The 21746-nt window shown below is 60.5% G+C and carries 16 protein-coding genes; 3 read left to right on the top strand and 13 right to left on the bottom strand.

Annotated elements, in window-relative coordinates; translation table 11 throughout:
* The first annotated feature begins 15 nt into the window (after positions 1-15).
* Positions 16-486 carry a hypothetical protein gene (locus tag HBJ59_RS08570; RefSeq protein ID WP_167663269.1) on the top strand — a complete coding sequence of 157 codons (471 nt, stop codon included), beginning with the start codon at positions 16-18 and terminating at the stop codon, positions 484-486.
* A gap of 87 nt (positions 487-573) precedes the next feature.
* Here HBJ59_RS08570 and HBJ59_RS08575 read toward each other — a convergent pair whose 3' ends face one another.
* The 7 genes from HBJ59_RS08575 to lexA all read right to left on the bottom strand — a co-directional run bounded on the left by HBJ59_RS08575 (position 574) and on the right by lexA (position 11179).
* Positions 574-999, bottom strand: coding sequence for a hypothetical protein (locus HBJ59_RS08575; protein ID WP_167663270.1), 426 nt, complete (start codon positions 997-999; stop codon positions 574-576).
* 109 nt (positions 1000-1108) lie between these two features.
* Positions 1109-3637 carry an excinuclease ABC subunit UvrA gene (gene uvrA, locus HBJ59_RS08580; protein ID WP_167663271.1) on the bottom strand — a complete coding sequence of 843 codons (2529 nt, stop codon included), beginning with the start codon at positions 3635-3637 and terminating at the stop codon, positions 1109-1111.
* Between the two features lie 8 nt (positions 3638-3645).
* Positions 3646-5349: an ATP-binding protein gene (locus HBJ59_RS08585; protein WP_167663272.1), complete on the bottom strand. Its 1704-nt coding sequence runs from the start codon at positions 5347-5349 to the stop codon at positions 3646-3648.
* 113 nt (positions 5350-5462) lie between these two features.
* Positions 5463-8552 (bottom strand): error-prone DNA polymerase, encoded by a 3090-nt coding sequence (locus HBJ59_RS08590; RefSeq protein ID WP_372241453.1) that lies wholly within the window; start codon positions 8550-8552, stop codon positions 5463-5465.
* Positions 8528-9943 carry a DNA polymerase Y family protein gene (locus HBJ59_RS08595; protein ID WP_167663274.1) on the bottom strand — a complete coding sequence of 472 codons (1416 nt, stop codon included), beginning with the start codon at positions 9941-9943 and terminating at the stop codon, positions 8528-8530. Before HBJ59_RS08595 ends, HBJ59_RS08590 begins: the two co-directional genes overlap by 25 nt.
* Before the next feature lie 7 nt (positions 9944-9950).
* Positions 9951-10562, bottom strand: a complete 612-nt coding sequence (gene imuA / locus HBJ59_RS08600; RefSeq protein ID WP_076016919.1) for a translesion DNA synthesis-associated protein ImuA — start codon at positions 10560-10562, stop codon at positions 9951-9953.
* On the bottom strand, positions 10562-11179 hold the full coding sequence (gene lexA / locus HBJ59_RS08605; protein WP_076016918.1) for a transcriptional repressor LexA: 618 nt from the start codon (positions 11177-11179) through the stop codon (positions 10562-10564). Before lexA ends, imuA begins: the two co-directional genes overlap by 1 nt.
* A 191-nt stretch (positions 11180-11370) precedes the next feature.
* On the opposite strand from lexA, the gene dkgB reads away from it, so the two are divergent.
* Positions 11371-12174 (top strand): 2,5-didehydrogluconate reductase DkgB, encoded by an 804-nt coding sequence (dkgB, locus tag HBJ59_RS08610; RefSeq protein ID WP_167663275.1) that lies wholly within the window; start codon positions 11371-11373, stop codon positions 12172-12174.
* Here dkgB and HBJ59_RS08615 read toward each other — a convergent pair.
* The 6 genes from HBJ59_RS08615 to HBJ59_RS08640 form a co-directional block, all read right to left on the bottom strand.
* The gene (locus HBJ59_RS08615; RefSeq protein ID WP_076016916.1) at positions 12171-12602 is read right to left on the bottom strand and encodes a chemotaxis protein CheY; all 432 of its coding nucleotides are present in this window, start codon (positions 12600-12602) and stop codon (positions 12171-12173) included. The genes dkgB and HBJ59_RS08615 overlap by 4 nt on opposite strands.
* Positions 12603-12738: 136 nt before the next feature.
* Positions 12739-16374, bottom strand: coding sequence for a transporter substrate-binding domain-containing protein (locus HBJ59_RS08620; RefSeq protein WP_167663276.1), 3636 nt, complete (start codon positions 16372-16374; stop codon positions 12739-12741).
* A gap of 1 nt (position 16375) precedes the next feature.
* Positions 16376-17002, bottom strand: a complete 627-nt coding sequence (locus HBJ59_RS08625) for a response regulator transcription factor (RefSeq protein WP_076016914.1) — start codon at positions 17000-17002, stop codon at positions 16376-16378.
* A 292-nt stretch (positions 17003-17294) separates the two neighbouring features.
* A complete protein-coding gene (locus HBJ59_RS08630) occupies positions 17295-18011 on the bottom strand; it encodes an MgtC/SapB family protein (RefSeq protein WP_076016913.1) in 717 nt (238 codons plus the stop codon).
* 553 nt (positions 18012-18564) lie between these two features.
* On the bottom strand, positions 18565-19167 hold the full coding sequence (locus HBJ59_RS08635; RefSeq protein WP_076017138.1) for a GNAT family N-acetyltransferase: 603 nt from the start codon (positions 19165-19167) through the stop codon (positions 18565-18567).
* 12 nt (positions 19168-19179) lie between these two features.
* Positions 19180-19521, bottom strand: coding sequence for an FKBP-type peptidyl-prolyl cis-trans isomerase (locus HBJ59_RS08640; RefSeq protein WP_076016912.1), 342 nt, complete (start codon positions 19519-19521; stop codon positions 19180-19182).
* A 214-nt stretch (positions 19522-19735) separates the two neighbouring features.
* Here HBJ59_RS08640 and HBJ59_RS08645 point away from each other — a divergent pair, with 214 nt between their 5' ends.
* Positions 19736-21691 carry an FAD-dependent oxidoreductase gene (locus HBJ59_RS08645; RefSeq protein WP_167663450.1) on the top strand — a complete coding sequence of 652 codons (1956 nt, stop codon included), beginning with the start codon at positions 19736-19738 and terminating at the stop codon, positions 21689-21691.
* Positions 21692-21746 lie beyond the last annotated feature (55 nt).

Consider the following 21746-nt stretch of genomic DNA (forward strand, 5'->3'; position numbering starts at 1 on the left):
GACAGGCGCACCGCTATGACGAGCTCTGCACACATTTGCTACAACTCAAAACGGCTGGGTTTGACGTTGTCAGACGTTGCCAGACATCTGCGAGAAAATTCCCCGTGGCACGTCTCGGTGACGGAGTGGAGCGGCTATGGGACGGTCATCCCACAATTGCTGGTCCACACCCCCACTCCATTTCTGATTCAAATAGAGGACGACCCAGACTGGGTACCTGGGGAGATTCAGGAAATTATCGAATGGGAAAACCTCGACCCGAACGCCGAGATCGCGCAAAAAATAGCTGAATGTGACGCGAGGCTGGCCATCCAGTCGACCACGCCAGACCAGGTGATTAATGATGGTTCGTCGATTACCGTCTCTACACTGGGTTCGGCGGTAGACCCTTGCGATTCGGACATTTCGGCTGTGCTGATGCTGTTGTGCCGCAAGCTTGAAGGCGTCATTCACGATTGTGTAAATGGCGGGGTCACCGTTCGCTGATTGAAAAATCGGGGTTATGAAAAATCGAGGTCAGACCACCACAGGTTTAAATGTGGTCCAACCCCCGACTTTGCAATTTTGGACAGGCTACTTGAAATAGCCTGTGCGGCGTATCCGCAGGCTGTAGACCCAAACAGCAATCAGCAAGGCTGCTTGTAGGGCGGCTGGCAGTACGAACCAGGCAACCTGCACATAGTGGCTGGCCGATACCAGGAAAACTTCCGGAAGCATGAGCGGGATTAGCATCAGCCCGAAAAGTAACGAGCCCAATAGAAACCACGAAGATTTTGCACTGCGCAACCACAGCAACAAGCTGCCCACGGCCAACAGAATGCAGGTCAATGCAGCGGGGAGCAGCATGATGATCGAAATATCACCCGTCCTGGCCATACCCCAGCCGTCGCTGACCAACCAGTAGGCAATTTTTATTGTGAGAATCAAGCAATAAGCCACCGAGAATGTGACCATCGCCGGGCGCGAGGGGTTTCTTACCTGAGATGTACTTGTGTGCATAAGTTCCAGATCCAGCGACAGGCCGGATCATCCAGCCAACTGCTGCAGTCTACCGAACGCTCGGGCAATCACGAAGCTGCCGGCGAACCTGGCGCATGTCGAGCAAAACTCAGCCCAACTCGCGCCCCAAAAACGGCGCCGTCCGGCTGCTCTTGCTCTTCGCTACCTTCTGCGGCGTGCCACTCACCACCACCTTCCCGCCTCTATCCCCTGCCCCCGGCCCGATATCAATCACCCAATCACTCTGCGCCACCACACGCATTTCATGCTCCACCACAATCACCGTATGCCCCGCCTCCACCAGATGGTTCAACTGGCTCAACAACCGATCTACATCCCGCGGATGCAACCCGGTTGTCGGCTCATCCAGCACATACAACGTCGCGCCCCGGGCATTACGTTGCAGCTCGGTCGCCAACTTGATCCGCTGCGCCTCCCCGCCTGACAACTCGGTCGCCGGCTGGCCAAGGCGCAAATACCCCAAGCCAATATCCCGCAGCACTTGCAGTGAGCGCAGCACACCCGGCTCTTCGGCAAATACCTCTACCGCTTGTTCAACCGTCAGCCCCAGCACTTGGGCAATGGTCAGCCCTTCCCACTTGATCGCTAACGTTTCCGGGTTGTACCGCGCGCCATGGCACGTCGGGCATGGTGCGTACACGCTGGGCATGAACAGCAATTCAACGCTGACAAAACCCTCGCCTTCGCAGTTCGGGCAGCGGCCTTTGGCGACGTTGAAAGAGAATTGCCCGGCATCGAAATTGCGCTTTTTCGCCGCCGGTGTAGCGGCGAACAGTTTGCGCACGTTGTCGAACAGCCCGGTGTAGGTCGCGAGGTTGGAACGTGGTGTGCGGCCGATAGGTTTCTGGTCCACTTGCACCAGGCGGCGGATGTGTTCCAGCCCGCCGCTGATGCGGCCGCCACTGGTTTGCGGGGCGTCGTCTTCGAGGCTGGGTTCGTCTTCGGTTTCCACCACGCGGCCCAGGACTGCGCCTACCAGTTCCAATAGCGCCTGGCTGACGAGGCTGGATTTACCCGAGCCGGAAATGCCGGTCACGGCGGTGAAGCAGCCCAGGGGGAAGTCCACGCTGAGGTCGTTGAGGTTGTTGCGCGTGACGCCTTCCAGGCTCAGCCAGCCGGTGGGTTGGCGCGGTGGTTGGCTGACCGGGCGCTTTTCGGCGAACAGGTATTCGCGGGTTTGCGAGGCTTCGATCTGCGCGAGGCCGGCGGGTGGGCCGCTGTACAGGACTTGGCCGCCGTGTTCGCCGGCAGCCGGGCCGACGTCGATCAGCCAGTCGGCGCGGCGCATGGTTTCAAGGTCGTGTTCCACCACGAACAGCGAGTTGCCGGCGGCCTTCAGGCGGTCGAGGGCGGCGAACAGGGCTTCGCCATCGGCAGGGTGCAGGCCGGCGGACGGTTCGTCGAGTACGTAGATCACGCCGAACAGTTGCGAGCCCAGCTGGGTGGCCAGGCGCAGGCGTTGCAGTTCACCGGATGACAGGGTCGGTGTGCTGCGCTCCAGGGCCAGGTAGCCGAGGCCGAGGTCGGTCAGGGTGCTGACGCGTTCGAGCAGGTCCTGGGCGATGCGTTGGGCGGCCAGGCGTTTTTCCACGGAGAGTTTTTTATCGCCCTGCCCTTCGGCCACCGGGCGCAGCAGTTCGGCGAGTTGCAGCAGGGACATTTGCGACAGCTCGCCAATGTCCACGCCGGCAAATTTCACCGACAGCGCGGCCTTGTTCAGGCGCTTGCCTTCGCACAGCGGGCATGGGCTGCCTTGCATGAATTGCGACACGCGCTTTTTCATCAGGGCGCTTTGGGAGTGGGTGAAGGTGTGCAGGATGTAGCGCCGGGCGCCGGTGAAGGTGCCCTGGTAGCTGGGTTCGAGTTTGCGTTTGAGGGCGTCGCGGGTTTGGGCGGGTGTGAAGCCGGCATACACCGGGACGGTGGGGGTTTCTTCGGTGAAGAGGATCCAGTCGCGCTGCTTTTTCGGCAGGTCGCGCCATGGGATGTCGACGTCGTAGCCGAGGGTGACGAGGATGTCGCGCTGGTTCTGGCCTTGCCATGCCAGTGGCCAGGAAGCCACCGCGCGTTGGCGGATGGTGAGAGAAGGATCGGGCACCATCAGGGCTTCGGTCACTTCGTACACGCGGCCCAGGCCATGGCATTGCGGGCAGGCGCCTTGGGGCAGGTTGGGGGAAAAGTCTTCGGCGTACAGCATCGGTTGCCCCGCCGGGTAGCTGCCGGCGCGGGAGTAGAGCATGCGGATCAGGCTGGACAAGGTGGTGACGCTGCCCACCGAGGAGCGTGTGCTGGGTGTGCCGCGTTGTTGTTGCAGGGCCACGGCGGGTGGCAGGCCTTCGATGGAATCGACGTCGGGCACGCCGACCTGGTCGATCAGGCGGCGCGCATAGGGCGCCACGGATTCGAAGTAGCGGCGCTGGGCTTCGGCGTAGACGGTGGAGAATGCCAGCGAGGACTTGCCGGAGCCGGACACGCCGGTGAACACCACCAGGGCGTCACGGGGGATGTCCACGTCGACGTTGCGCAGGTTGTGTTCCCGGGCACCCCGCACCCGCACGAAGCCTGGGCGTTGGGTGGTGAGTGAGGTGTCTGGGGGCAGATTGCGCTGGGAAGTCATGGGTAACCTTATCGGGAAGTCAGCACCGAGCGCACCCGTTGCGCCAACTCATCCGGGCTGTAGGGTTTGCTCAGCAGGTGAATATCGGCGCTCAGCAGGTGGTTGCTGGAGAGAATGTCGCGGGTGTGCCCGGAGGTGAACAGCACCGCTATCGCCGGCACTTGCTCACGCGCCCATTCGGCCAGGTCGGTGCTTTTGACCCGGCCCGGCATCACGACGTCGGTAAAGATCAGGTCCGGTTGCAGGCCGCCGTGTAGCATCTGCATGGCCCTGTCACCGTCTTCGGCGGTGAGCACGGTGTAGCCGGATTGTTCGAGCAATTCCACTGCGGCCGCGCGTACGCCTTCATTGTCTTCGACCACCAGAATGGTCTCCTGGCCGCCGCAGTGCTGTGGCGTAAGGGCGACAGGTGCTTCCTGGCTTTCCGGCCGGAGGCTGCGGGGGAAATACATCTGCACCACAGTGCCGCTGCCCTCCACGCTCTCGACCTCCACATGCCCGCCACTTTGGCGCACGAACCCGAACACCATGCTCAGGCCCAGGCCGGTACCGTGCCCATTCGGCTTGGTGGTGAAAAACGGTTCGAAGGCCCGTGCCAGGATCGTCGGTGACATGCCGGCGCCGCTGTCGGCGACGGCCAGGCGCACATATTCGCCGGGGCTGATGCTTTTGCCGGCGCAATCCGGGGGGTTGAGGATGATGTTTTCGCCGGTGATCCGAATCACGCCCTCGCCTTTCATGGCGTCCCGGGCGTTGATCGCCAGGTTGAGCAGTGCGTTTTCCAGTTGGTTGCGGTCGACGTTAATGCACCAGGGATCCTGGGGCAGTTGCACATCCACTTGGATGGTTTCTCCCAGCGCCCGCTGCAGCAACTCACCCAGGCCTTCATAGATGCGCAGTGGGTTGTACACCGCTGGCGACAGCGGCTGGCGACGGGCGAACGCCAGCAGTTGCGAGGTCAGTTTGGCCCCGCGTTCCACTGCCGCGATGGCGGCGCTGACGCGGCGCTGCACCTGGAGGTTGTCCGGTTCATGCCGGGCCAGCAGGTGCAGGTTGCCGGAGACCACTTGCAGCAGGTTGTTGAAGTCGTGCGCCACGCCGCCGGTCAGGCCGCCAATGGCTTCCAGTTTCTGCGACTGACGCAACTGTTCTTCGGCGGAGGAACGGGCCTGCACTTCGGCGGCGACACGCTGTTCCAGGTTGTGGGTGAGTTCCTGGCGCAGGCGCTCGGAGATCACATGCTCGGTGGTCTCCACCACAATCGCCAGGACCCCGGCCGGTTGCTGGTCGTCGCCGGCTACGGGGCTGTAATACAGGTCCATCCACACTTGTTCCGGGCGGCCGTCGCGCAACAGTTCCAGGGGCAGACTGCGGTAGGACAAGGTGCCGCCGGCCAGGCAAGTGTCGACCACGTTACGGTTGAAATCGGCGACTTCCGGCCAGCCCAGCTCTACCGGCACTCCCAGCAGATACGGGTGGCGGCCACCGGCAAACACTGAATAGCTGTCGTTGTAGATCATGTAACCCGTCCGTCCCCACAGCATGACCATCGGGATGGGCGATGCCAGCATCATCTGCACGGCACTGGTCAGGCTGGAGGGCCAGTCACCAATCGGGCCGAGGTCGGTAGTGGACCAATCGAATGCACGAATCCTCTGGGCCATTTCGCCAGCCCAGCCATCACAGCCGTGGTTATCGGATAAAAACTGCATCAGTCGGCTCTGCAAAAGATAAAAGGTGGGCGGTGATGAAAACTTTGAGCCCGGCGGCAGCAGTTGGTTTCATTGCATATTGCTTATGCCGGCATGAAGGGGCAAGGGCCGATTCAGCGAAAATCCCGGCTGCGCACATTGATGCCCGACAGCAGCGGGGTCAGGTCGGTCAGACGCCCGGCGATCAGGTGTCGAACCTCCCCCACTGCCTCCCAGCGCCCATCCACTTTAAGCAACCGCGAGCCCACCAGCGCCTGGCGTTGGCGCTCGGCCAGATCGCGCCAGACCACCACGTTGATATTGCCGAACTCATCTTCCAGGGTAACGAAGGTGACGCCGCTGGCCGTGCCCGGGCGTTGTCGACCGGTGACCAGGCCGGCAACGCTGACGTTGCGTCCATGCTCAACCAGCAGCAACTCCTTGGAACTGCGGCAGCGTCGTGCGCGCAACTCATCGCGCAACAATGCCAATGGATGTGGGCCCAGGGTGGTGCCGACGCTGGCGTAATCGGCATACAGGTCTTCGCCCACTGTCGGCTTCGGCAGTTCCACTACCGCTTCTTCGGGGCTGGCCAAACCGGCAAATAGCCCAAGTTGCTTTTGCACCCCGGCCACCTCCCAGCGCGCCCGGTGCCGATGCCCGGCCAGGCCACGCAAGGCACCGGCATCCGCCAGCAACTCCTGGGCGCGGGTGTCCAATCGAGCGCGCTCGCCCAGGTCGGCAATGTCGAAAAACGCCCGTGCCTGGCGCGCCGTTTCGATGCGCCGGCCATCCTCTTCGCGAAACCCGGAGATCATCCGCAAGCCCATGCGAATCGCCGGCTGTTGGCCTTCGATCGGTTCAAGGCTGCAGTCCCAGTCACTGGCTTGCACATCCACCGGGCGAATCTGCAAATGATGGCGACGGGCGTCCTGCAGGATCTGGTCCGGGCTGTAGAAACCCATGGGCCAGCTGTTGATCAGCGCGCAGGCAAAGGCTGCCGGCTCATGGCATTTGAGCCAGCAACTGGCGTAGGTCAGCAAGGCGAAACTGGCGGCGTGGGACTCGGGAAAGCCGTAGCTGCCAAAGCCCTTGATCTGCTCGAAGATCTGCGCGGCGAAGGCTTCGCTGTAGCCGTTTTTCAACATGCCGGTGCGCAGGCGTTGCTGGTGAGGCTCGAGGCCGCCGTGGCGTTTCCAGGCGGCCATGGAGCGGCGCAACTGGTCGGCTTCGCCAGGGCCGTAATCGGCGGCGACCATGGCGATCTGCATGACTTGTTCCTGGAACAGCGGGATGCCCAGGGTGCGCTCCAGCACGGCCTTGAGTTCCGGCGATGGGTAGGTAGTTTCTTCCTCCTTGTTCCGCCGCCGCAGGTACGGATGCACCATGCCGCCCTGGATCGGCCCGGGCCGCACGATGGCGACCTCAATCACTAGGTCATAAAAGGTCTGTGGTTTGAGCCTTGGCAACATCGACATCTGCGCCCGCGATTCAATCTGGAACACACCAATGGTGTCGGCCTTGCTGATCATCGCGTAGGTCGCCGCGTCTTCCTTGGGCACCGTGGCCAGGCTGAGGTCCTGATTGCGATGGCGGCGCAGCAGGTCGAAGCAGCGGCGAATCGCACTGAGCATGCCCAGCGCGAGAATATCCACCTTGAGCAGGCCCACGGCGTCGAGGTCGTCCTTGTCCCACTGGATAATGGTGCGATCGGCCATGGCCGCATTTTCTACCGGCACCAGAGTGTCCAGCGGGTGTTCGGAAATCACGAAACCGCCGGGGTGTTGGGACAGGTGCCGAGGGAAGCCAATCAGTTGTTGGGTCAAGGTCAGCACCCGGCGCAGCACCGGGCTGTCGGGGTCGAAGCCGCCTTCGCGCAAGCGCTCCAGGGGTGGTGCTTCATCGCTCCAGCGTCCGCAACAGTCGGCCAGGGCGTTGACCTGATCCGGCGGCAGCCCGAGGGCCTTGGCCACGTCGCGCACCGCACCAGCGCCGTGGTAGCTGCTGACCACCGCCGTCAACGCGGCGCGGGTACGGCCGTAGCGTTGGAACACGTATTGCAGCACTTCTTCGCGGCGTTCGTGTTCGAAGTCCACGTCGATGTCCGGCGGTTCATTGCGCTCCCGGGACAGGAAGCGCTCGAACAACATGCTCGTCAGAGTGGGGTCGATCTCGGTGATGCCCAGGGCAAAACACACCGCCGAGTTGGCCGCCGAGCCGCGGCCCTGGCACAGGATCGAACGGCTGCGGGCGAAGCGCACAATGTCGTGCACGGTGAGGAAGTAGCTTTCGTAGCCCAGCTCGGTGATCAGCTTCAGCTCATCGTTGATCTGCCCAAGGGTCTTGGCGTCCACGCCGTGCGGCCAACGCTGGGCAATGCCCTCTTCGGTCAAGGTACGCAACCAGCTCTCAGGCGTTTGCCCTTCGGGCACCAGTTCCCTCGGGTATTGATAGCGCAGCTGGCCGAGGTCGAAGGTGCAACGCCGGGCGATATTCAGGGACTCTTCCAGCAAGTGCGCCGGGTACAGCGCGGCCAGTGCATCGAAGCTGCGCAAGTGCCGTTCGCCATTGGGATGCAGGCGCGCACCGGCTTCGGCCACCGGGACGTGATGACGGATCGCGGTCATGGTGTCTTGCAGGGCACGGCGACCACGCACATGCATATGCACATCGCCGCAGGCCACCGCCGGCAGGTGCAGGCTGGCGGCCAGGTTCAAACGTTGTTCAAGGTGGCGGGCATCGTTCTGGCCGCAATGCAGCTCCACCGCCAGCCACAGGCGATCGGTAAACGTGCTGCGCAGCCATTGGATATGGGCCTGGGTGTCGGTGTCTTCGACCATCCATAACGCCAGCAAACCTTGCACGGATGTGAAGTCTTCCTGCAGCAGGCGGTAGTGACCTTTTTCCGCACGGCGGCGGGCGATGGTGATCAGTCGGCACAGGTGCTGATAGCCCTCCAGGTTCTCCACCAGCAATACCAGCTTGGGGCCGTTTTCGAGGCGCATCTCGCTGCCGATAATCAGCGGCAACTCGACTTTCTTGGCCGCCTGCCAGGCGCGCACGATGCCCGACAAGGTGCACTCATCGGTGATCGCCAGCGCTGCGTAGCCCTGCCGCTTGGCCCGCTCGAACAGCTCGCGGGCACTGGAGGCGCCACGTTGGAAACTGAAGTTGGACAGGCAATGCAGCTCCGCGTAATTCATGCGAACCAGCCTTGCAGCCACAGCGCGCCGCTTTCACCCACGGTGCGGTACGCCCAGCCCTGTTGGCCGGCGCGGGTGCGCACCAGGTAGTAATCGCGGCGCACATCGGCGCCATCCCACCAGCCGGATTCGATGCGCTCCGGGCCCATCAGGATGTGTAGGCCGTGCTCGGCCAGGGGCGTCGGTTCATGCAACAACCAGCCGGGGCGTTGCACGTTGTTTGAGGGTGAGCACGGGCGAAGATCAGCACCGGGTTGCCAGGCGCATTCGGGGCGGTGATCGGCGTGAAAGCGCAGGCCTTGCACCGCCTCGTCTCCAAGCCGCGCCCGCAGGCGTTCGCGCAGTTGTTCCCACGGCAGGGTTTGTTGCGGGCGCTCGTCGAACAGGTCCTGGCGCTGGGGCACAAACACCGGCAGGTCCTGAGCCACCAAGCGAAAGCCACGCACCGGCGAGGTGACTTGCACCTGCTCCAGGCGGCCACGGGCCAGTTCAAACAGCATCGCTGCGTCACGCTCGGCGCTGAGCAGGCCGACCTTGATCACGCTGTCGGGTTCTGCGGCGTGTTCCAGGTGCAGGTCAAAGCGCTGCACGCCACTGTCGCGGCCACACAGGAACGCCGATAAATCGCCGGTCAAACGGCGCAAGGGAAATAGCAAAGCCTGGTGGGACAGCACATCAAAATTCAGCTCGATACGCACATCGAACTGGTCCGGCGGTTGGTAGAACGCCAGGGCCAGGGGCCGTTGCCCGCACAGTGCATCGAGGTGTTTGAGCAGCGCCGCGTCGAAACGCCGGGCCAGGGTATGCCGGGGCAATGCCTGCACCTGGGCCAGGGTGCGCAGGCCCATGCGCGACAACGCGGTGGCGGCTTGCGGGTCGAGGCCGGCGCGATCGATGGGGATCGGCGCCAGGGCTTGTTGCAGGCCTTGCTCATCGGCCACGGCCAGGCCGTCGTAGGCATTCGCCAGAATCCGTGCCGCCGCCGGGTTCGGCGCGGCGACGATGCGGTGGCGAAACCCGAGGTCGGTCAGTTCCTTGCGCAAGCGCGCTTCGAGCAACGGCCAGGGCCCGAACAGGCCCAGGCTCGACTCGATCTCAAACAGTAACGCCCGTGGGTAATACACGCTGACCTGGGAGCTGAAACGGTAGGCCCAGGCGGCGAGAAATTGCTGCCAGTATTCGATCTGCGCCGGGTCGTATTCGGCGCAGGCAAAAGCCTTGGTCAAGGCATGGGCCGCCGTCAGGGATTGGCCGGGGCGCAGGCCGAGTTTGCGGGCGGCCTCATTGACGGTTTGCAGCACCCGCCGCTGGGGCGTGCCGGCCAACAGGGCCAATGGCTGATCCGGTTCGGGGCGCAGACGCAGCACCCCGTCCAGCGCCAATTGCGGGAAGACAATACACACCCAGCGCATGCCAACCTCAGTGCCCAAGCGCAATGGGCGCGGGATGGGCCAGGCCGCCCCGGCACTTGAGCACCCGCACTTGCGCAGGGCTCGCCTCCACCGCCAGGCGCAAGGCGGCCGGTGACGGGTTGATGGCCTCGTTCAAGGAGCGCCAGGCAAAGGCCAGGGTCTGGCCGGTTTCCGCCGCCACCTGCAAGCGGCGCAAGGCCCGGTCATCGGCCTTGCGCGGCCAGCACAGCACTGCGCCACAACTGCCGGAACGCAGGCATTGCTCCACGGCCCACAGGGCGTCACGTTCATCGGCCTGGATCACGGAAAGCTGGCGCACATCCACCCCGGCGTTTTGCCAGGCGTGGGGGTACGGCGTGTAAGGCGGCGCCACCAGCACGATGCGCTCGCCGGCCGCCGCCAATCGCGCCAGGGTCGGCCACACCAGTTGCAACTCGCCCACGCCCTCCTTCGCCATCAGGATTTCGCTCAACGCCGCTTCCGGCCAGCCACCGCTGGGCAGCACTGCATCCAGGGCCGCAAGCCCGGTGGGATGGATGCTGGCAGGCGGCGCGGCGGGCCGGCCTTTCCAGACCCGGCCGCCATTGAACAGCGAGTCCAGTGCAACGACGGCGCCCATCAGCCTTGCCTCACCAAACCGCAAAACACCCCTTCGATGGCCAGGTCCTGATCGGGCCGCACCACGATGGGTTGATAAGCGGGGTTGCGCGGCAGCAAGCGCACGCGCTCGCCGACGTGTTCGAAGCGCTTGATGGTGACTTCACCGTCCAGGCGCGCCACCACAATCTGCCCGTTCAAGGCCTCGGCACTGCGGCGTACACCCACCAGGTCGCCATCGAGGATGCCATCTTCGATCATCGAATCGCCCTGCACCCGCAGCAGGTAATCCGGGGTTTTCGCGAACATGGCCGGGTCGAGTAAGAGGCGGTTGTGCACTTCAGCGTCAGCGCCGATGGGCAAGCCGGCGGCCACCCGGCCGAGTACCGGGATGTCCAGCAGCTCAGGCCGCGCTGGCTGATTGAGCAGGCGAATGCCGCGCGCCTGGTTGGGATTGACCTCGATAAAGCCGCCCTCGGTCAGCGCCAGCACATGCTTGCGCGCCACGCTGCGGGAGGCAAAGCCGAACGCCTCGGCGATCTCGGCGAGGCTGGGAGACTGGCCTTGCTGCGCGATACGGTCGCGGATAAAGGTCAGGATGGCGGTACGGCGGGGCGTTAGATTCGTCATGGAGTACATTTGTACTCCTGTGGGAAATTTCTAGCAATATCCGTCAGTCGCTTCCTATGTGGTCACGGTAGCTGTGTTGGCTCTTGCTCTTCACCACTCATGACTTTTGGTAAAGAGTCCTTTTCGGATTCAGCGGTTTTTCTGAAGGAACGAGGGGTCGATACTCGACTCCATTGTTCACATCACTTCAGGAGTCACTCATGTCTATTCCCGCATTCGGCCTCGGTACGTTCCGCCTGCAAGGCCAGGTCGTCATCGACTCCGTCAGCACCGGCCTGGAGCTGGGCTACCGCGTCATCGACACCGCGCAAATCTACGAGAACGAAGCCGACGTCGGCCAGGCCATTGCCGACAGCGGCATCCCACGGGACGAGCTGTTTATCACCAGCAAGATCTGGATCGCCAATTTCGCCGAAGGCCAGCTGATTCCCAGCCTCAAGGAGAGCCTGCGCAAGCTCCAGACCGATTACCTGGACCTGACCCTGATCCACTGGCCATCGCCGGAAAACCAGGTGCCGGTCGCCGAATTCATGGGCCAGTTGCTGGAAGCCAAGCGCCAGGGCCTGACCCGCCAGATCGGTATTTCCAACTTCACCGTCGACCTGATGAAGCAGGCGATTGCCGCCGTCGGTGCCGAGCACATCGCGACCAACCAGGTCGAGCTGCACCCGTACCTGCAAAACCGCACCGTGGCGGATTTTGCCAAGGCCCATGGCATCCAGATCACTTCCTACATGACCCTGGCCTACGGCGAAGTGCTGAAGGACCCGGTGATCCAGCAGATCGCCGAACGTCATCAGGCAACCCCGGCGCAAGTGACCCTGGCCTGGGCCATGCAACTGGGTTACGCGGTGATCCCGTCGTCGACCAAGCGCGCCAACCTGGCCAGCAACCTCAAGGCGCTGGAGCTGACCTTGAGCGACGCCGATATGGCGCAGATCGCCGGCCTGGAGCGTGACCATCGGCTGACCAGCCCCAAAGGCATCGCCCCGAACTGGGACTAAGCCGCAGGGCTGCGGGACAACTCCCGCAGCCACGGCAGTACCCGCAAGCCACAAGTGGCTGGCGGCGGGTCGATGATGTCCATGAAGTGTTCGAGGTTGACGCTGTCCGGCGCTCCCGGCAGGCGCACCAGCAGTGTCGGTGTGGCGGCCGGCGTGCCCAGGTCGCGGATATCGTAGACCAGCACATGGCGAATCTGCGGGTGCTGTTCCTGATAGGCCAGTACCCCGCCCTCGCTGTCTGCCAACCCGGCATTGATGATCAGCACGTCGAACGGCTCCGTCGGGATGGCCGTGAGGATCAGCACTTCTTCAAAAGTTTGCACCGGGACGATGCGGTAGTAGCCCAATTGGTTGAGCATTTTTTCGATGTACAGCCGTTGAAGGTGCTGTTCATCGGCGATCAGGATGGTCAGTGCTTTGTTTGGCATGGCGATCACCTGAGCAAGGAGCGCTCGTGAGGGACTGGGCGGCCTATTTTCCAGACATATCTCGAAGACTAAATAAGGCTTGTTCCACCTTCATGTAGGAGTTGTCCCAAATAGCTCGAATGACAGCCCTCGCCGGTCAAGTCTGATTGCAATAAACCGACAACCCGTGATGCAGGTGAGCGAGCGCTTCGTCCACGTCGTCGACGGTACCGGCCAGCTCGTTATGCGCTTGCCGTTCACAGACGTTTTCCAGTACCTCACAGCACTCCATCAATGCCTGGGCCTTAACCATGCGCGCGCCGCCTTTGGTTCGATGGGCCAGGTCATGCAGGCCGGCAAAGTCGGCCTTGCGTTGCAGGATCAGCAACTGCCCATGATCGGCTTCCAGGCTCTCGAGCAACGGCGCCAGCAATTCTTTTACCGCGTCGATATTGCCCCCGGTCAGTTTCTCCAGGTGGCTCAAGTCAAAGTCTGCCGATGGCTCATCTGCGGTGGCCGGTGCCACAGAAGGCGTTGCCGTTCGCAGCACCAGAGCCGCATGCAAATCCTCAAGGCCGGTGGGTTTGAACAGGCAGCCATCCATTCCCGCCTGCCGGCAACGTTCGGCCTCCTCGGGCTGGGCATTCGCGGTGAACCCCAACAGCAGGCAAGGCGCCAGGCCACGCTCACGCTCCAGGGTGCGGATATCCCGCGCCAGTTCGTAACCGTCCTTGAACGGCATATTGCAGTCGGTAATCACCCCGTCAAAATGACCGGACAACCACAACTCAAGCCCCTCGACGCCATCTTCGGCAGTGGTGATTCGGTGCCCCAGGAAGCTCAACTGCCGGGCCAGCAGCAGTCGGTTGGCCGGGTAGTCATCCACTACCAGAATGCTCAGTGCATGAACCGGCGGAGTTTCCAAGGCAACGGATACGGCCGGTCTCAGGATCGCGTCGGCGACTTCCAGCTCCAGCGTGACGTCCACCCGGGTGCCCTGCCCCAACAGACTGCTCAATTGCAGTTGCCCGCCCATCATCTCGCACAGGTTGCGGCTGATGACCAGGCCCAGGCCCGAACCGCTGCGCGCCGATTGCGCGGTGTTGTTGCCCTGGATAAACGGGTTGAAGAGACGTTTCTGGTCTTCGACACTGATGCCGATGCCGGTGTCTTCCACCCACAGCCTGAGGCTCAGGTAGCCGTTGGTAATCGCCGACGAACCGGACGCGCCAAGCCGTACCTGGCCATGGGGAGTGAACTTGATTGCATTGCTCAGCAGGTTCGACACCACCTGCTTGAAACGCATCGGGTCCACCAGCACGTATCGGTCAATCAGCGGGTCGAGTTCCACTTTCAATAGCAGGCCCTTGGCCCGCGCCAGCCCATCGAATACCCGTGCTACGGAAGACAGCAACTCGTGCAGGTTTGAAGGTTCAAGGGCCAGGGACAGATGGCCCGACTCAATGCGTGCGATGTCGAGAATATCGCCAATCAACTCCAGCATGCCCCGCGACGCATCAGCGGCCACCTCCAGCGCATCACGGTCGGCCCGATCCTGCTCGGCGGCTTTCAAGGCCAGTTCGATCATGCCGATCACGGCGTTCATGGGGGTGCGTATTTCATGGCTCATGGTCGCGAGGAAGGTGGTCTTGGCGCGATTGGCTGCGTCGGCATCCTCCTTGGCCTCCTGCAACTGGCCCAGCAGGTGCTGCCTTTCGCTGACGTCGACCCAGCCGGCGATCATGCCCACTACCCGCTCATCACCGTCGCGGTACGGCAGCATCCAGTGGTAGATGGTCAGCACCGTCCCGTCCGGCACCTTGAGCACACGGTCCTGGATCTGCGGCTCGCCCCGCTCCATCAGGCGCAGGTAATCCTGATGAAAAGACTCGGCCTGGGGACGATTGCCAGGGTCGGTCTCGACCACGGTTTTACCGGTCACATCCTCCAGCTTGTAATCGAACACATCGAGGTAAGCACTGTTGCATGCCATCAGCCGACCGAGGCGATCCCGCACATAAATCGGATGAGGCGTGCCGTCGATCAACACCCCCATAAAGCGCATCTGATCACTCAGGGCGCGCTCGGCCTGGACTCGTTTGCGGATCAGCTGGCGCAGATAGATTGCCCAACAGAGGGTGATCAGCAACAGCAGTGCCGCGAGGCTGAAGCCTTGAATAATTGCATTGCGGTGCCGCGCCCAGTAGCTGTCTTCAACCAGCACTTCGCTGCGCCAGTGGCTGGCCAACTCGTCCATTTCCTGGGGCGTGATGCTCAGCAGTGCTTTGTCCAGGATCGAATACAACTCCAGTTGGCTGCGGTTGACACCGAAAGCGATGCGGGCCGGCTCAGAGCCGACCGTGCTGGTAACCCGCAACCGGTCACGGTATTCGCGGGCAATCATGTAGCGGGCGCTGATCAAGGTATTGACGGCAGCATCGGCGCCGCCACTGGCCACCAGCGCCATGGCGTGTTCAGGGTTCTCGACGTCCACGAACTTGATGGTGGGATAGTCCCGGGCGATCCCCTCCTGCAGGCTATTGCTGCCAATCAGCGCCAGGCGCTTGCCGGCCATGTCTTCCAGGGTCAGGGGGGTGCCGTCATCAATGCGACTGACCAGCACAAACGGATTGATCAGGTAAGGTCGGGTAATGCGCACCTTTTCGGTCCGCTCGGCGCTGGGCGTGACCACCGCGATCATGTCTGCGCCACCCGCGCTGACCTTGTCGATTTGCTGGGGCATCGAGGTGCCCGGGATGAAGTCAAACTTCAACCCGGTGCGCAAGCTGATGCGAGCCAGCACCTCCGCGCTCAAACCTTCGAACGCGCCCTGCTTGTCGACAAATGAAACCGGCAGGAACTTGTCGAGTGCCGCGACCTTTATCCTGGGGTTCTTGTCCAGCCAACGCTGTTCGCTGGCGCTCAAGCGCAACCGGTCCGCGCCCAGGAACCCAAGATTACCCGCACTCCAGCGCCGCAGGATTTCCATCTGCTCACTGACCGGAATAACGGCCAGCGCCGCGTTGATGATCGACTGCAGGCGCGTGTTGTCACGGGGGAATGCAAACCCGAAGGGATTGACTTCAAGTGACGAGAAATCCGCCATTCGAACGTTGTTCAGGTGGTTTCTGTTGATCAGGTAGTTGGTGCTGATTGCGTCCCCCAGGTAAACATCTGCTTGACCAAACGCCACCGCACCGATGCCCTCGAAGGTCGACGGAAAAAGCTGTAGCCGGGCATGGGGATAAAACGCCTGCACCGCATCAGGTTGCATGTAGTGATAGAACATCGCCACGCGCTTGCCGGCCAGGTCGGCACTCAAGGTCTGGCTGTCGCCTGTGCGGGTTACAAGTGCTGGTTGATCCATGGCGTAGGAGCGCGATAACACAAGTTGCGAGTCTGCTGCTTCGTAACCGTTGGCAGACCCCATAAAGTCCACCTCGCCGCGCTTGAGCGCGCTGATGGCTTCATCCCGATTGTCGTAGCGTCTGACTTCTATGGTGATGTTCAGTGCATCGGCGATCAGCGCCGCGTAATCCGCCGTAATCCCCTCAAGCTCATCGCTGGTGCTCAGCTCGAAAGGTGCGTAATCAGGCGCCGAAATCCCCATCAATAAGCGGCGCCGTTCGCGTAGCCAGCGCCAGTCCGCCTCTTGCAGCTCTACGGTGGGGGTTTCAAGAATGGAGTGCCCCAGCAGGTACAGGGTGCGTGGCTCACCCAGGGCCAGGCCTTGTGTACAAAACACGCCCAGCAGCAGACTTGCACTCAGCCACAAGACCCGGAAGTTGTTCATTTCAGATCAGGTGATTGCGCTGGGCGAACTTGGACAAATGCACCACCGACGACATCCGCAGCTTCTCCTTCAAGCGGGTTTTATAAGTGCTGATGGTCTTGTGGCTGAGCAACATGTCCTCGGCTATTTCCTTGTTGCCAAGCCCCAGTGCCAGCTTCTGCAACACGGTCAACTCACGGTCGGACAGCTCTGCCACCAGGTCCTGCTCGGTGGACTGCAAATCGTCGCGCCGCACCGAGCTGGTGGGCAGGCTCGGAAAGCAGCTGTAGTTGGACATCACGGCCTTGATCGCTTTTTGCAGTTCATCCAGCTCGCCGGTCTTGGCGACAAACCCCATCGCACCGGCCCGCATGCAGCGGGTGGAGAAGAACACCGCCAGGTAGGACGTCAGCACCAGGATCTTGCAAGGCAGGCCCAGCGCCTTGATTCGGCTGATCACCTCCAGGCCGCCCAATTTGGGCATCGCCAGGTCGAGGATGATCAGCTCGGGGCGCTCTTCCCTGGCGATCTGCATGGCATCGGCGCCGTTGCCGGCCTCGAAGATCGTGTCGAAACCTTCCTGCCTCAGCAGATAGCGCACGGTTGCGCGGATAAATGGATGGTCATCCACGATTAAAGCTTTGCTCATAAGGCTCCCCTGGGAGAATTCAGCACCGTTACACATCACACGGGACCTATCTACCTGTGAGAAATGACAGTTCCGACGAACGGCTCTGAACATTCCTACAAGCAATAGCCGGGTCCCTCCACTTGAACCGCGCATAACCATAGGTAAGCGGCACCGGCGTGCCTGGCTAGTCGCAAGCGCGCAACCTTACCAATGGAATGACGCGGCAACTGAAGGGATAGTCCCAGCTCGATGTAGGACTTTTCCTCACTAAAGCATAGTAAAGAGAGGCCTGCCGGGGAGCGGAGGTCGTCTAGTCGGTGGTACTTGGGCTCCAGAACGCCTGTACCACAAGAGTCGAGGTCGAAATACGCGCCACCAGCGCGTCCAGTTCGTCACCGTCTACGGAGGTCACGGCCAGCGTCGCCTCGATTTCCACCTCTTCAGGACCAAAGGGACGTACGTCCACGTCACTGGCCGGGTAGTTGCAGCGCGCAAGCTCGGCTTCGAGCAAGGCCAAGACCGCTTTTTGCTGGGTACGCCGGGCCACCACGTAGAGAATGTTGGTGACCTCGGCCGACACCACGTCCAATGGCTGGCGGTTGATGTTATTGACGATCGGCCGCAGCAAGGTGTTGGCTGCCAGCACAAACAACGTTCCCAGCAGCGCTTCGAGGATCAGGTCGGCACCGGCACACGCGCCCACCGCCGCCGATGCCCAAAGGGTGGCTGCGGTATTCAGCCCGCGCACGTTGCCCTCTTCACGCATGATCACGCCGGCACCAAGAAAACCGATGCCCGAGACCACATAGGCCACGACCCGCACCGCCCCTTCCGCGCCGCCCAGACGGTTGGCCATGTCGACGAAAATCGCCGCCCCCACCGCCACCAGCACGTTGGTACGCAAGCCTGCCGTGCGCTGGCGGTACTGACGTTCGAAACCAATCAAGCCGCCGAGGATAAAGGCTGCGGTGAGGCTCACCAGGGTGTCGATCAGTGAGTTGAGGTTGATGTTGTTGATTGCTTGCATGGTGTGTCACTCCTGCGCGAGGAAACCTTCGGGCAGGTACGACCGTCCGGTGCCGTGGCCGAGTGGCGGGCACGACAGGACAGGCCCGCCTGTCGCAAACGACAGGCGCGTCCGTAGTACCGCGATGCAGGGCATCACGTACTGGTCAGCGTCGATGAGAGGGAACTCGGAATCGGGCCAGGACTGGCCGCTACCGGGATGCCGTTTCTCGCTTTTGGGCGAGACAACGGCATCGGAAAAATGCGCGTTATCTTGCCAAGTATGTGCCGGTTATCGAGACCGGCCGACGACTGTCACTCGAACAAGTACCCACTGAGGGTCTCCGCTATTGATGAAAACGCGCGAAGTTTACGCTCCGATTTAAGGAGAGTAAACCGTAGGAAAGCGCACCCGAAAGGGTTAGGAAGATTCTTCAGGTAGGGTTCAGGTAGGCGCCTCCACCCCTGTAGCAGCTGTCGAGCCTAAGCGAGGCAGCGTCGGCCGCACTGCGGTCATCAAGCCAGACACAGCACCGAGTCGCGCCGAACGCAGCCTCGCCCAGGCTCGACAGCTGCTACGCAAAGGACGGTCGATCACGCTCTACCAGCGCCAAATACTCATTGATCTGCCCACCCGCCAAGGCCTTCACCTGAATGGACACCCGATTCACCTGCCGCCCCATCTCGATCCCATCCCGAGTCCGCACCTGAACATACCCAAGCCGGGGCCAGAACCGCTCGGCCTTGACGTTGCCCACCACCACCGTCAGCCGCAACCAGCGTGCGCCCTGGCTCACCACCCACGTCTGGAGATCCGCATGCAGCTGCCGCGCAAAACCGGTGCCATGCAACGGCGTGGCCACCAACAGCAACCCGATATGCCAAACCCCGGCCGCCAGCAGGTCGGACGCCACATTCACCACCGCAACCAACTGCCCTTCGGCATTGCGATAGCCAATCCAGTACATCCGCGTGTAGCTCCAGGTGTCGGGCAGTTGAAGAGTCAACTCATCCTGCGCCTCCGTGGGCGTGGCAGGCTCACCGTTGACCGCGAGAAAATACTCCGGCGCCGCCTCGAAAAAGCCCTGCAGCTCGGCTTCATCCTCAAGGGTCAGCTCAACCACCCGAATGCCCGCTATCGAACTGCGCGGCAAGGCCATCGTTTCAACAACATCCATGTTCATCCCTTCTCAATCGTCGCGCGTCAGTACTTCCAGCAACTCAATTTCAAAGCGCAGATTACTGTTGGGCGTGATATGCGCGCCCATCGATCGCTCGCCGTAGGCCAGATGCGCCGGTACAAACAACGTGCGAATGCCGCCGACTTTCATGCCCATCAGCCCCTGATCCCAGCCTTTGATAACGCGACCGGTACCGATCACGCATTGAAACGGCTTGCCCCGCTCCCAGGAGGAGTCGAACACCGTGCCGTCTTCGAGGGTGCCGGTGTATTGCGTGGTGATCAGGGCGCCTTTGACCACGGCTTTGCCGTCGCCTAGGCGGACGTCGGTTATTTCAAGTTCGTTGCTCATTTTTTCTCGTTTTGTGTAGTGCGTGGCTCACGCCAAACGGGCGTTTTCCCAGAGTCAAACGCGTTTGGCAAGCCCGGGATTGGAATCACACGCCCCAACCTACAAAAAACCACGAAAACACCCCTATCAAAATCTCCAAACTCCCGATTTACCTTGTTCGGCTCAACGATCAGCCTAACCCCTCCAAAAACATAGAACATCAAGGATGACCAACGTGACAATAGGATCAGATTTCAATTACCCGGCTGACATTGCTACTGGTACCTCTAGAGAAAAGAGGTCTATCAAAAATAAATGGCGAGGCCGCTTTCCCAGCCCACCAGATTTATGCTTCGATTATCGAACCTTAGTTGAGCAAACTGGCGGAATCGCCAGCACGATCGATTTGAATCACAAAATATGTATTATCGGAGCGGGTATAACAGGACTTACTGCAGCACGAGAACTTTATCGCTGCGGCTTTAAAAATATATCGCTATTCGAAAAATCCAAAAGAATCGGCGGTAGGCACCTCACCGTACTTGGCGCCCATCAATCCAACAGCATAGGACGTCCGCCCTTTGAGATGGGCGCAATGCGTATGCCCTTCTTTAATCGATCTGGCGAACAGCCCACTGACGGTAGATCCTTGATGGCCTATTACGCAAAAGAGTTTGAGCTTGCTCATTCAAACTTTCCAAACCCGGGAAGCCCATGGGTCAAATCAACCGGCATCTACCTACGCGAAGGGACTATAGACAATAGCAGCCAGCCCACAATGCTGATCTGGAAAAACAAAGATGGAATAACACCACCGCCCGGCGAAACCCTACGAGCCGTGTCTGCAAAGTGGGAAAGTTTCGCCAAACGCATGACTCAGAAAGTCGCGGAACTCTATGGAAGCGAGCAATGGGAATTACTTTGGGCTGCCATAGTGCAAAAATACGAAAGTATCTCGTTTCGGGATCTAGTAAAAATGCCGGCCATTGAATCTTGGCACAAGGACCGTCCCGGTGACTTCGGGGGTATGGGAATGACGTCACAAGAATCGTCGGTATTCTACGCAATTGGAATAGGCGATGGCAGTTGGGGAGCATTTTATGACATATGCTCGCTCTATCCACTGCGTACCGCGATTTTTGGTTTCAGCAGTCACCTTCAGTTAATTCATGGCAGGGTCAACCTTGACGGCGCGGCCGTACACTCTCCACACTTGAAAAGCGCGGCGGTTTTCGATTCCCGAGGGCTTAAGTTCAACAAACCTAACTACAAAGGCCTCGGCGCCTTGGCAGAGTGCCTGCTCTTTATGAGCCTCCCTGAAACAGGACACTCCGTGTATGAGCATAGCCTCGAGAAAACAAATGGCTTACTGACGGACTCTCCAGTAAAAAAACTGGAAAAACTCAAGAGCGGAAAAACACGAGTTCATTATGAATGGAACTCGAGCAATCCCAAAAAAACTGAAACGTGCTACGAAGACTTCGATTCAGTCATCATGACTCTCCCCTCCTGGCTGATCGAAACACAGATACTACTTGAGGGTTTCGATCAAGAAATGCTTACTTTCGAAACGATAAACGCTTATAAAACCGCTCACTGGGAAACCAGTTGCAAAGTATATGCCCCGTTAAAAAAGTCCTTCCTATCCAAGAATACAAAAATCCCTCAAGCCATAGTGACGGACAGCTTCATCCATGATGTATATACGTATTGCTATGACGAAAGTTACACCTACGACTGCATACTTCTAAGTTATACGTGGGAAGACGACGCAACGAAGCTCTCGTCGTTAAATGATAAAGAACTGGTAGCCAAGTGTATTGAGGAACTGGACAGAATCCTGATTAACTCAACAAATATCCAGGAAAAAATCTCTCCATACATAGGCCACGAGCAGGCTGTAGTGCAACGCTGGATGAATGACAAAAACTCGTTAGGATGCGCAAAGCTATACAGGCCGGGGACTTATTATGAGGCTGTAAATTTAATGAAATATAACAAGGATTTTTCACTGAAATCCGGACTTTACCTCTGCGGTGAATCTTTCTCAGTAGACGCCGGCTGGACAGAGCCATGCTTTAGAGGTGCAATCGATACTGTCATAAATATCTGCAGCCGGACTGGTGCCAAATTCAATGGAGGATTCACCATGAAAGACTATCCTGAATACAAAACTCAACCTTCACACTAATCAACGCCAGCACTCAGTTTAGAGCCTTGGCAGAAGCAAACTACAGCGCTATAGG

Origin of the sequence: Pseudomonas sp. AN3A02, from assembly GCF_011765255.1 — a bacterium.
GTDB lineage: Bacteria > Pseudomonadota > Gammaproteobacteria > Pseudomonadales > Pseudomonadaceae > Aquipseudomonas.

Coding starts and splice junctions, on each gene's coding strand:
- HBJ59_RS08640 (WP_076016912.1), bottom strand. CDS start 19,521: ATGAGCAACGAACTTGAAATAACCGACGTCCGCCTAGGCGACGGCAAA.
- HBJ59_RS08630 (WP_076016913.1), bottom strand. CDS start 18,011: ATGCAAGCAATCAACAACATCAACCTCAACTCACTGATCGACACCCTG.
- HBJ59_RS08625 (WP_076016914.1), bottom strand. CDS start 17,002: ATGAGCAAAGCTTTAATCGTGGATGACCATCCATTTATCCGCGCAACC.
- HBJ59_RS08620 (WP_167663276.1), bottom strand. CDS start 16,374: ATGAACAACTTCCGGGTCTTGTGGCTGAGTGCAAGTCTGCTGCTGGGC.
- imuA (WP_076016919.1), bottom strand. CDS start 10,562: ATGGGCGCCGTCGTTGCACTGGACTCGCTGTTCAATGGCGGCCGGGTC.
- lexA (WP_076016918.1), bottom strand. CDS start 11,179: ATGTACTCCATGACGAATCTAACGCCCCGCCGTACCGCCATCCTGACC.
- HBJ59_RS08570 (WP_167663269.1), top strand. CDS start 16: ATGACGAGCTCTGCACACATTTGCTACAACTCAAAACGGCTGGGTTTG.
- HBJ59_RS08585 (WP_167663272.1), bottom strand. CDS start 5,349: ATGCAGTTTTTATCCGATAACCACGGCTGTGATGGCTGGGCTGGCGAA.
- uvrA (WP_167663271.1), bottom strand. CDS start 3,637: ATGACTTCCCAGCGCAATCTGCCCCCAGACACCTCACTCACCACCCAA.
- HBJ59_RS08635 (WP_076017138.1), bottom strand. CDS start 19,167: ATGGATGTTGTTGAAACGATGGCCTTGCCGCGCAGTTCGATAGCGGGC.
- HBJ59_RS08575 (WP_167663270.1), bottom strand. CDS start 999: ATGCACACAAGTACATCTCAGGTAAGAAACCCCTCGCGCCCGGCGATG.
- dkgB (WP_167663275.1), top strand. CDS start 11,371: ATGTCTATTCCCGCATTCGGCCTCGGTACGTTCCGCCTGCAAGGCCAG.
- HBJ59_RS08595 (WP_167663274.1), bottom strand. CDS start 9,943: ATGCGCTGGGTGTGTATTGTCTTCCCGCAATTGGCGCTGGACGGGGTG.
- HBJ59_RS08615 (WP_076016916.1), bottom strand. CDS start 12,602: ATGCCAAACAAAGCACTGACCATCCTGATCGCCGATGAACAGCACCTT.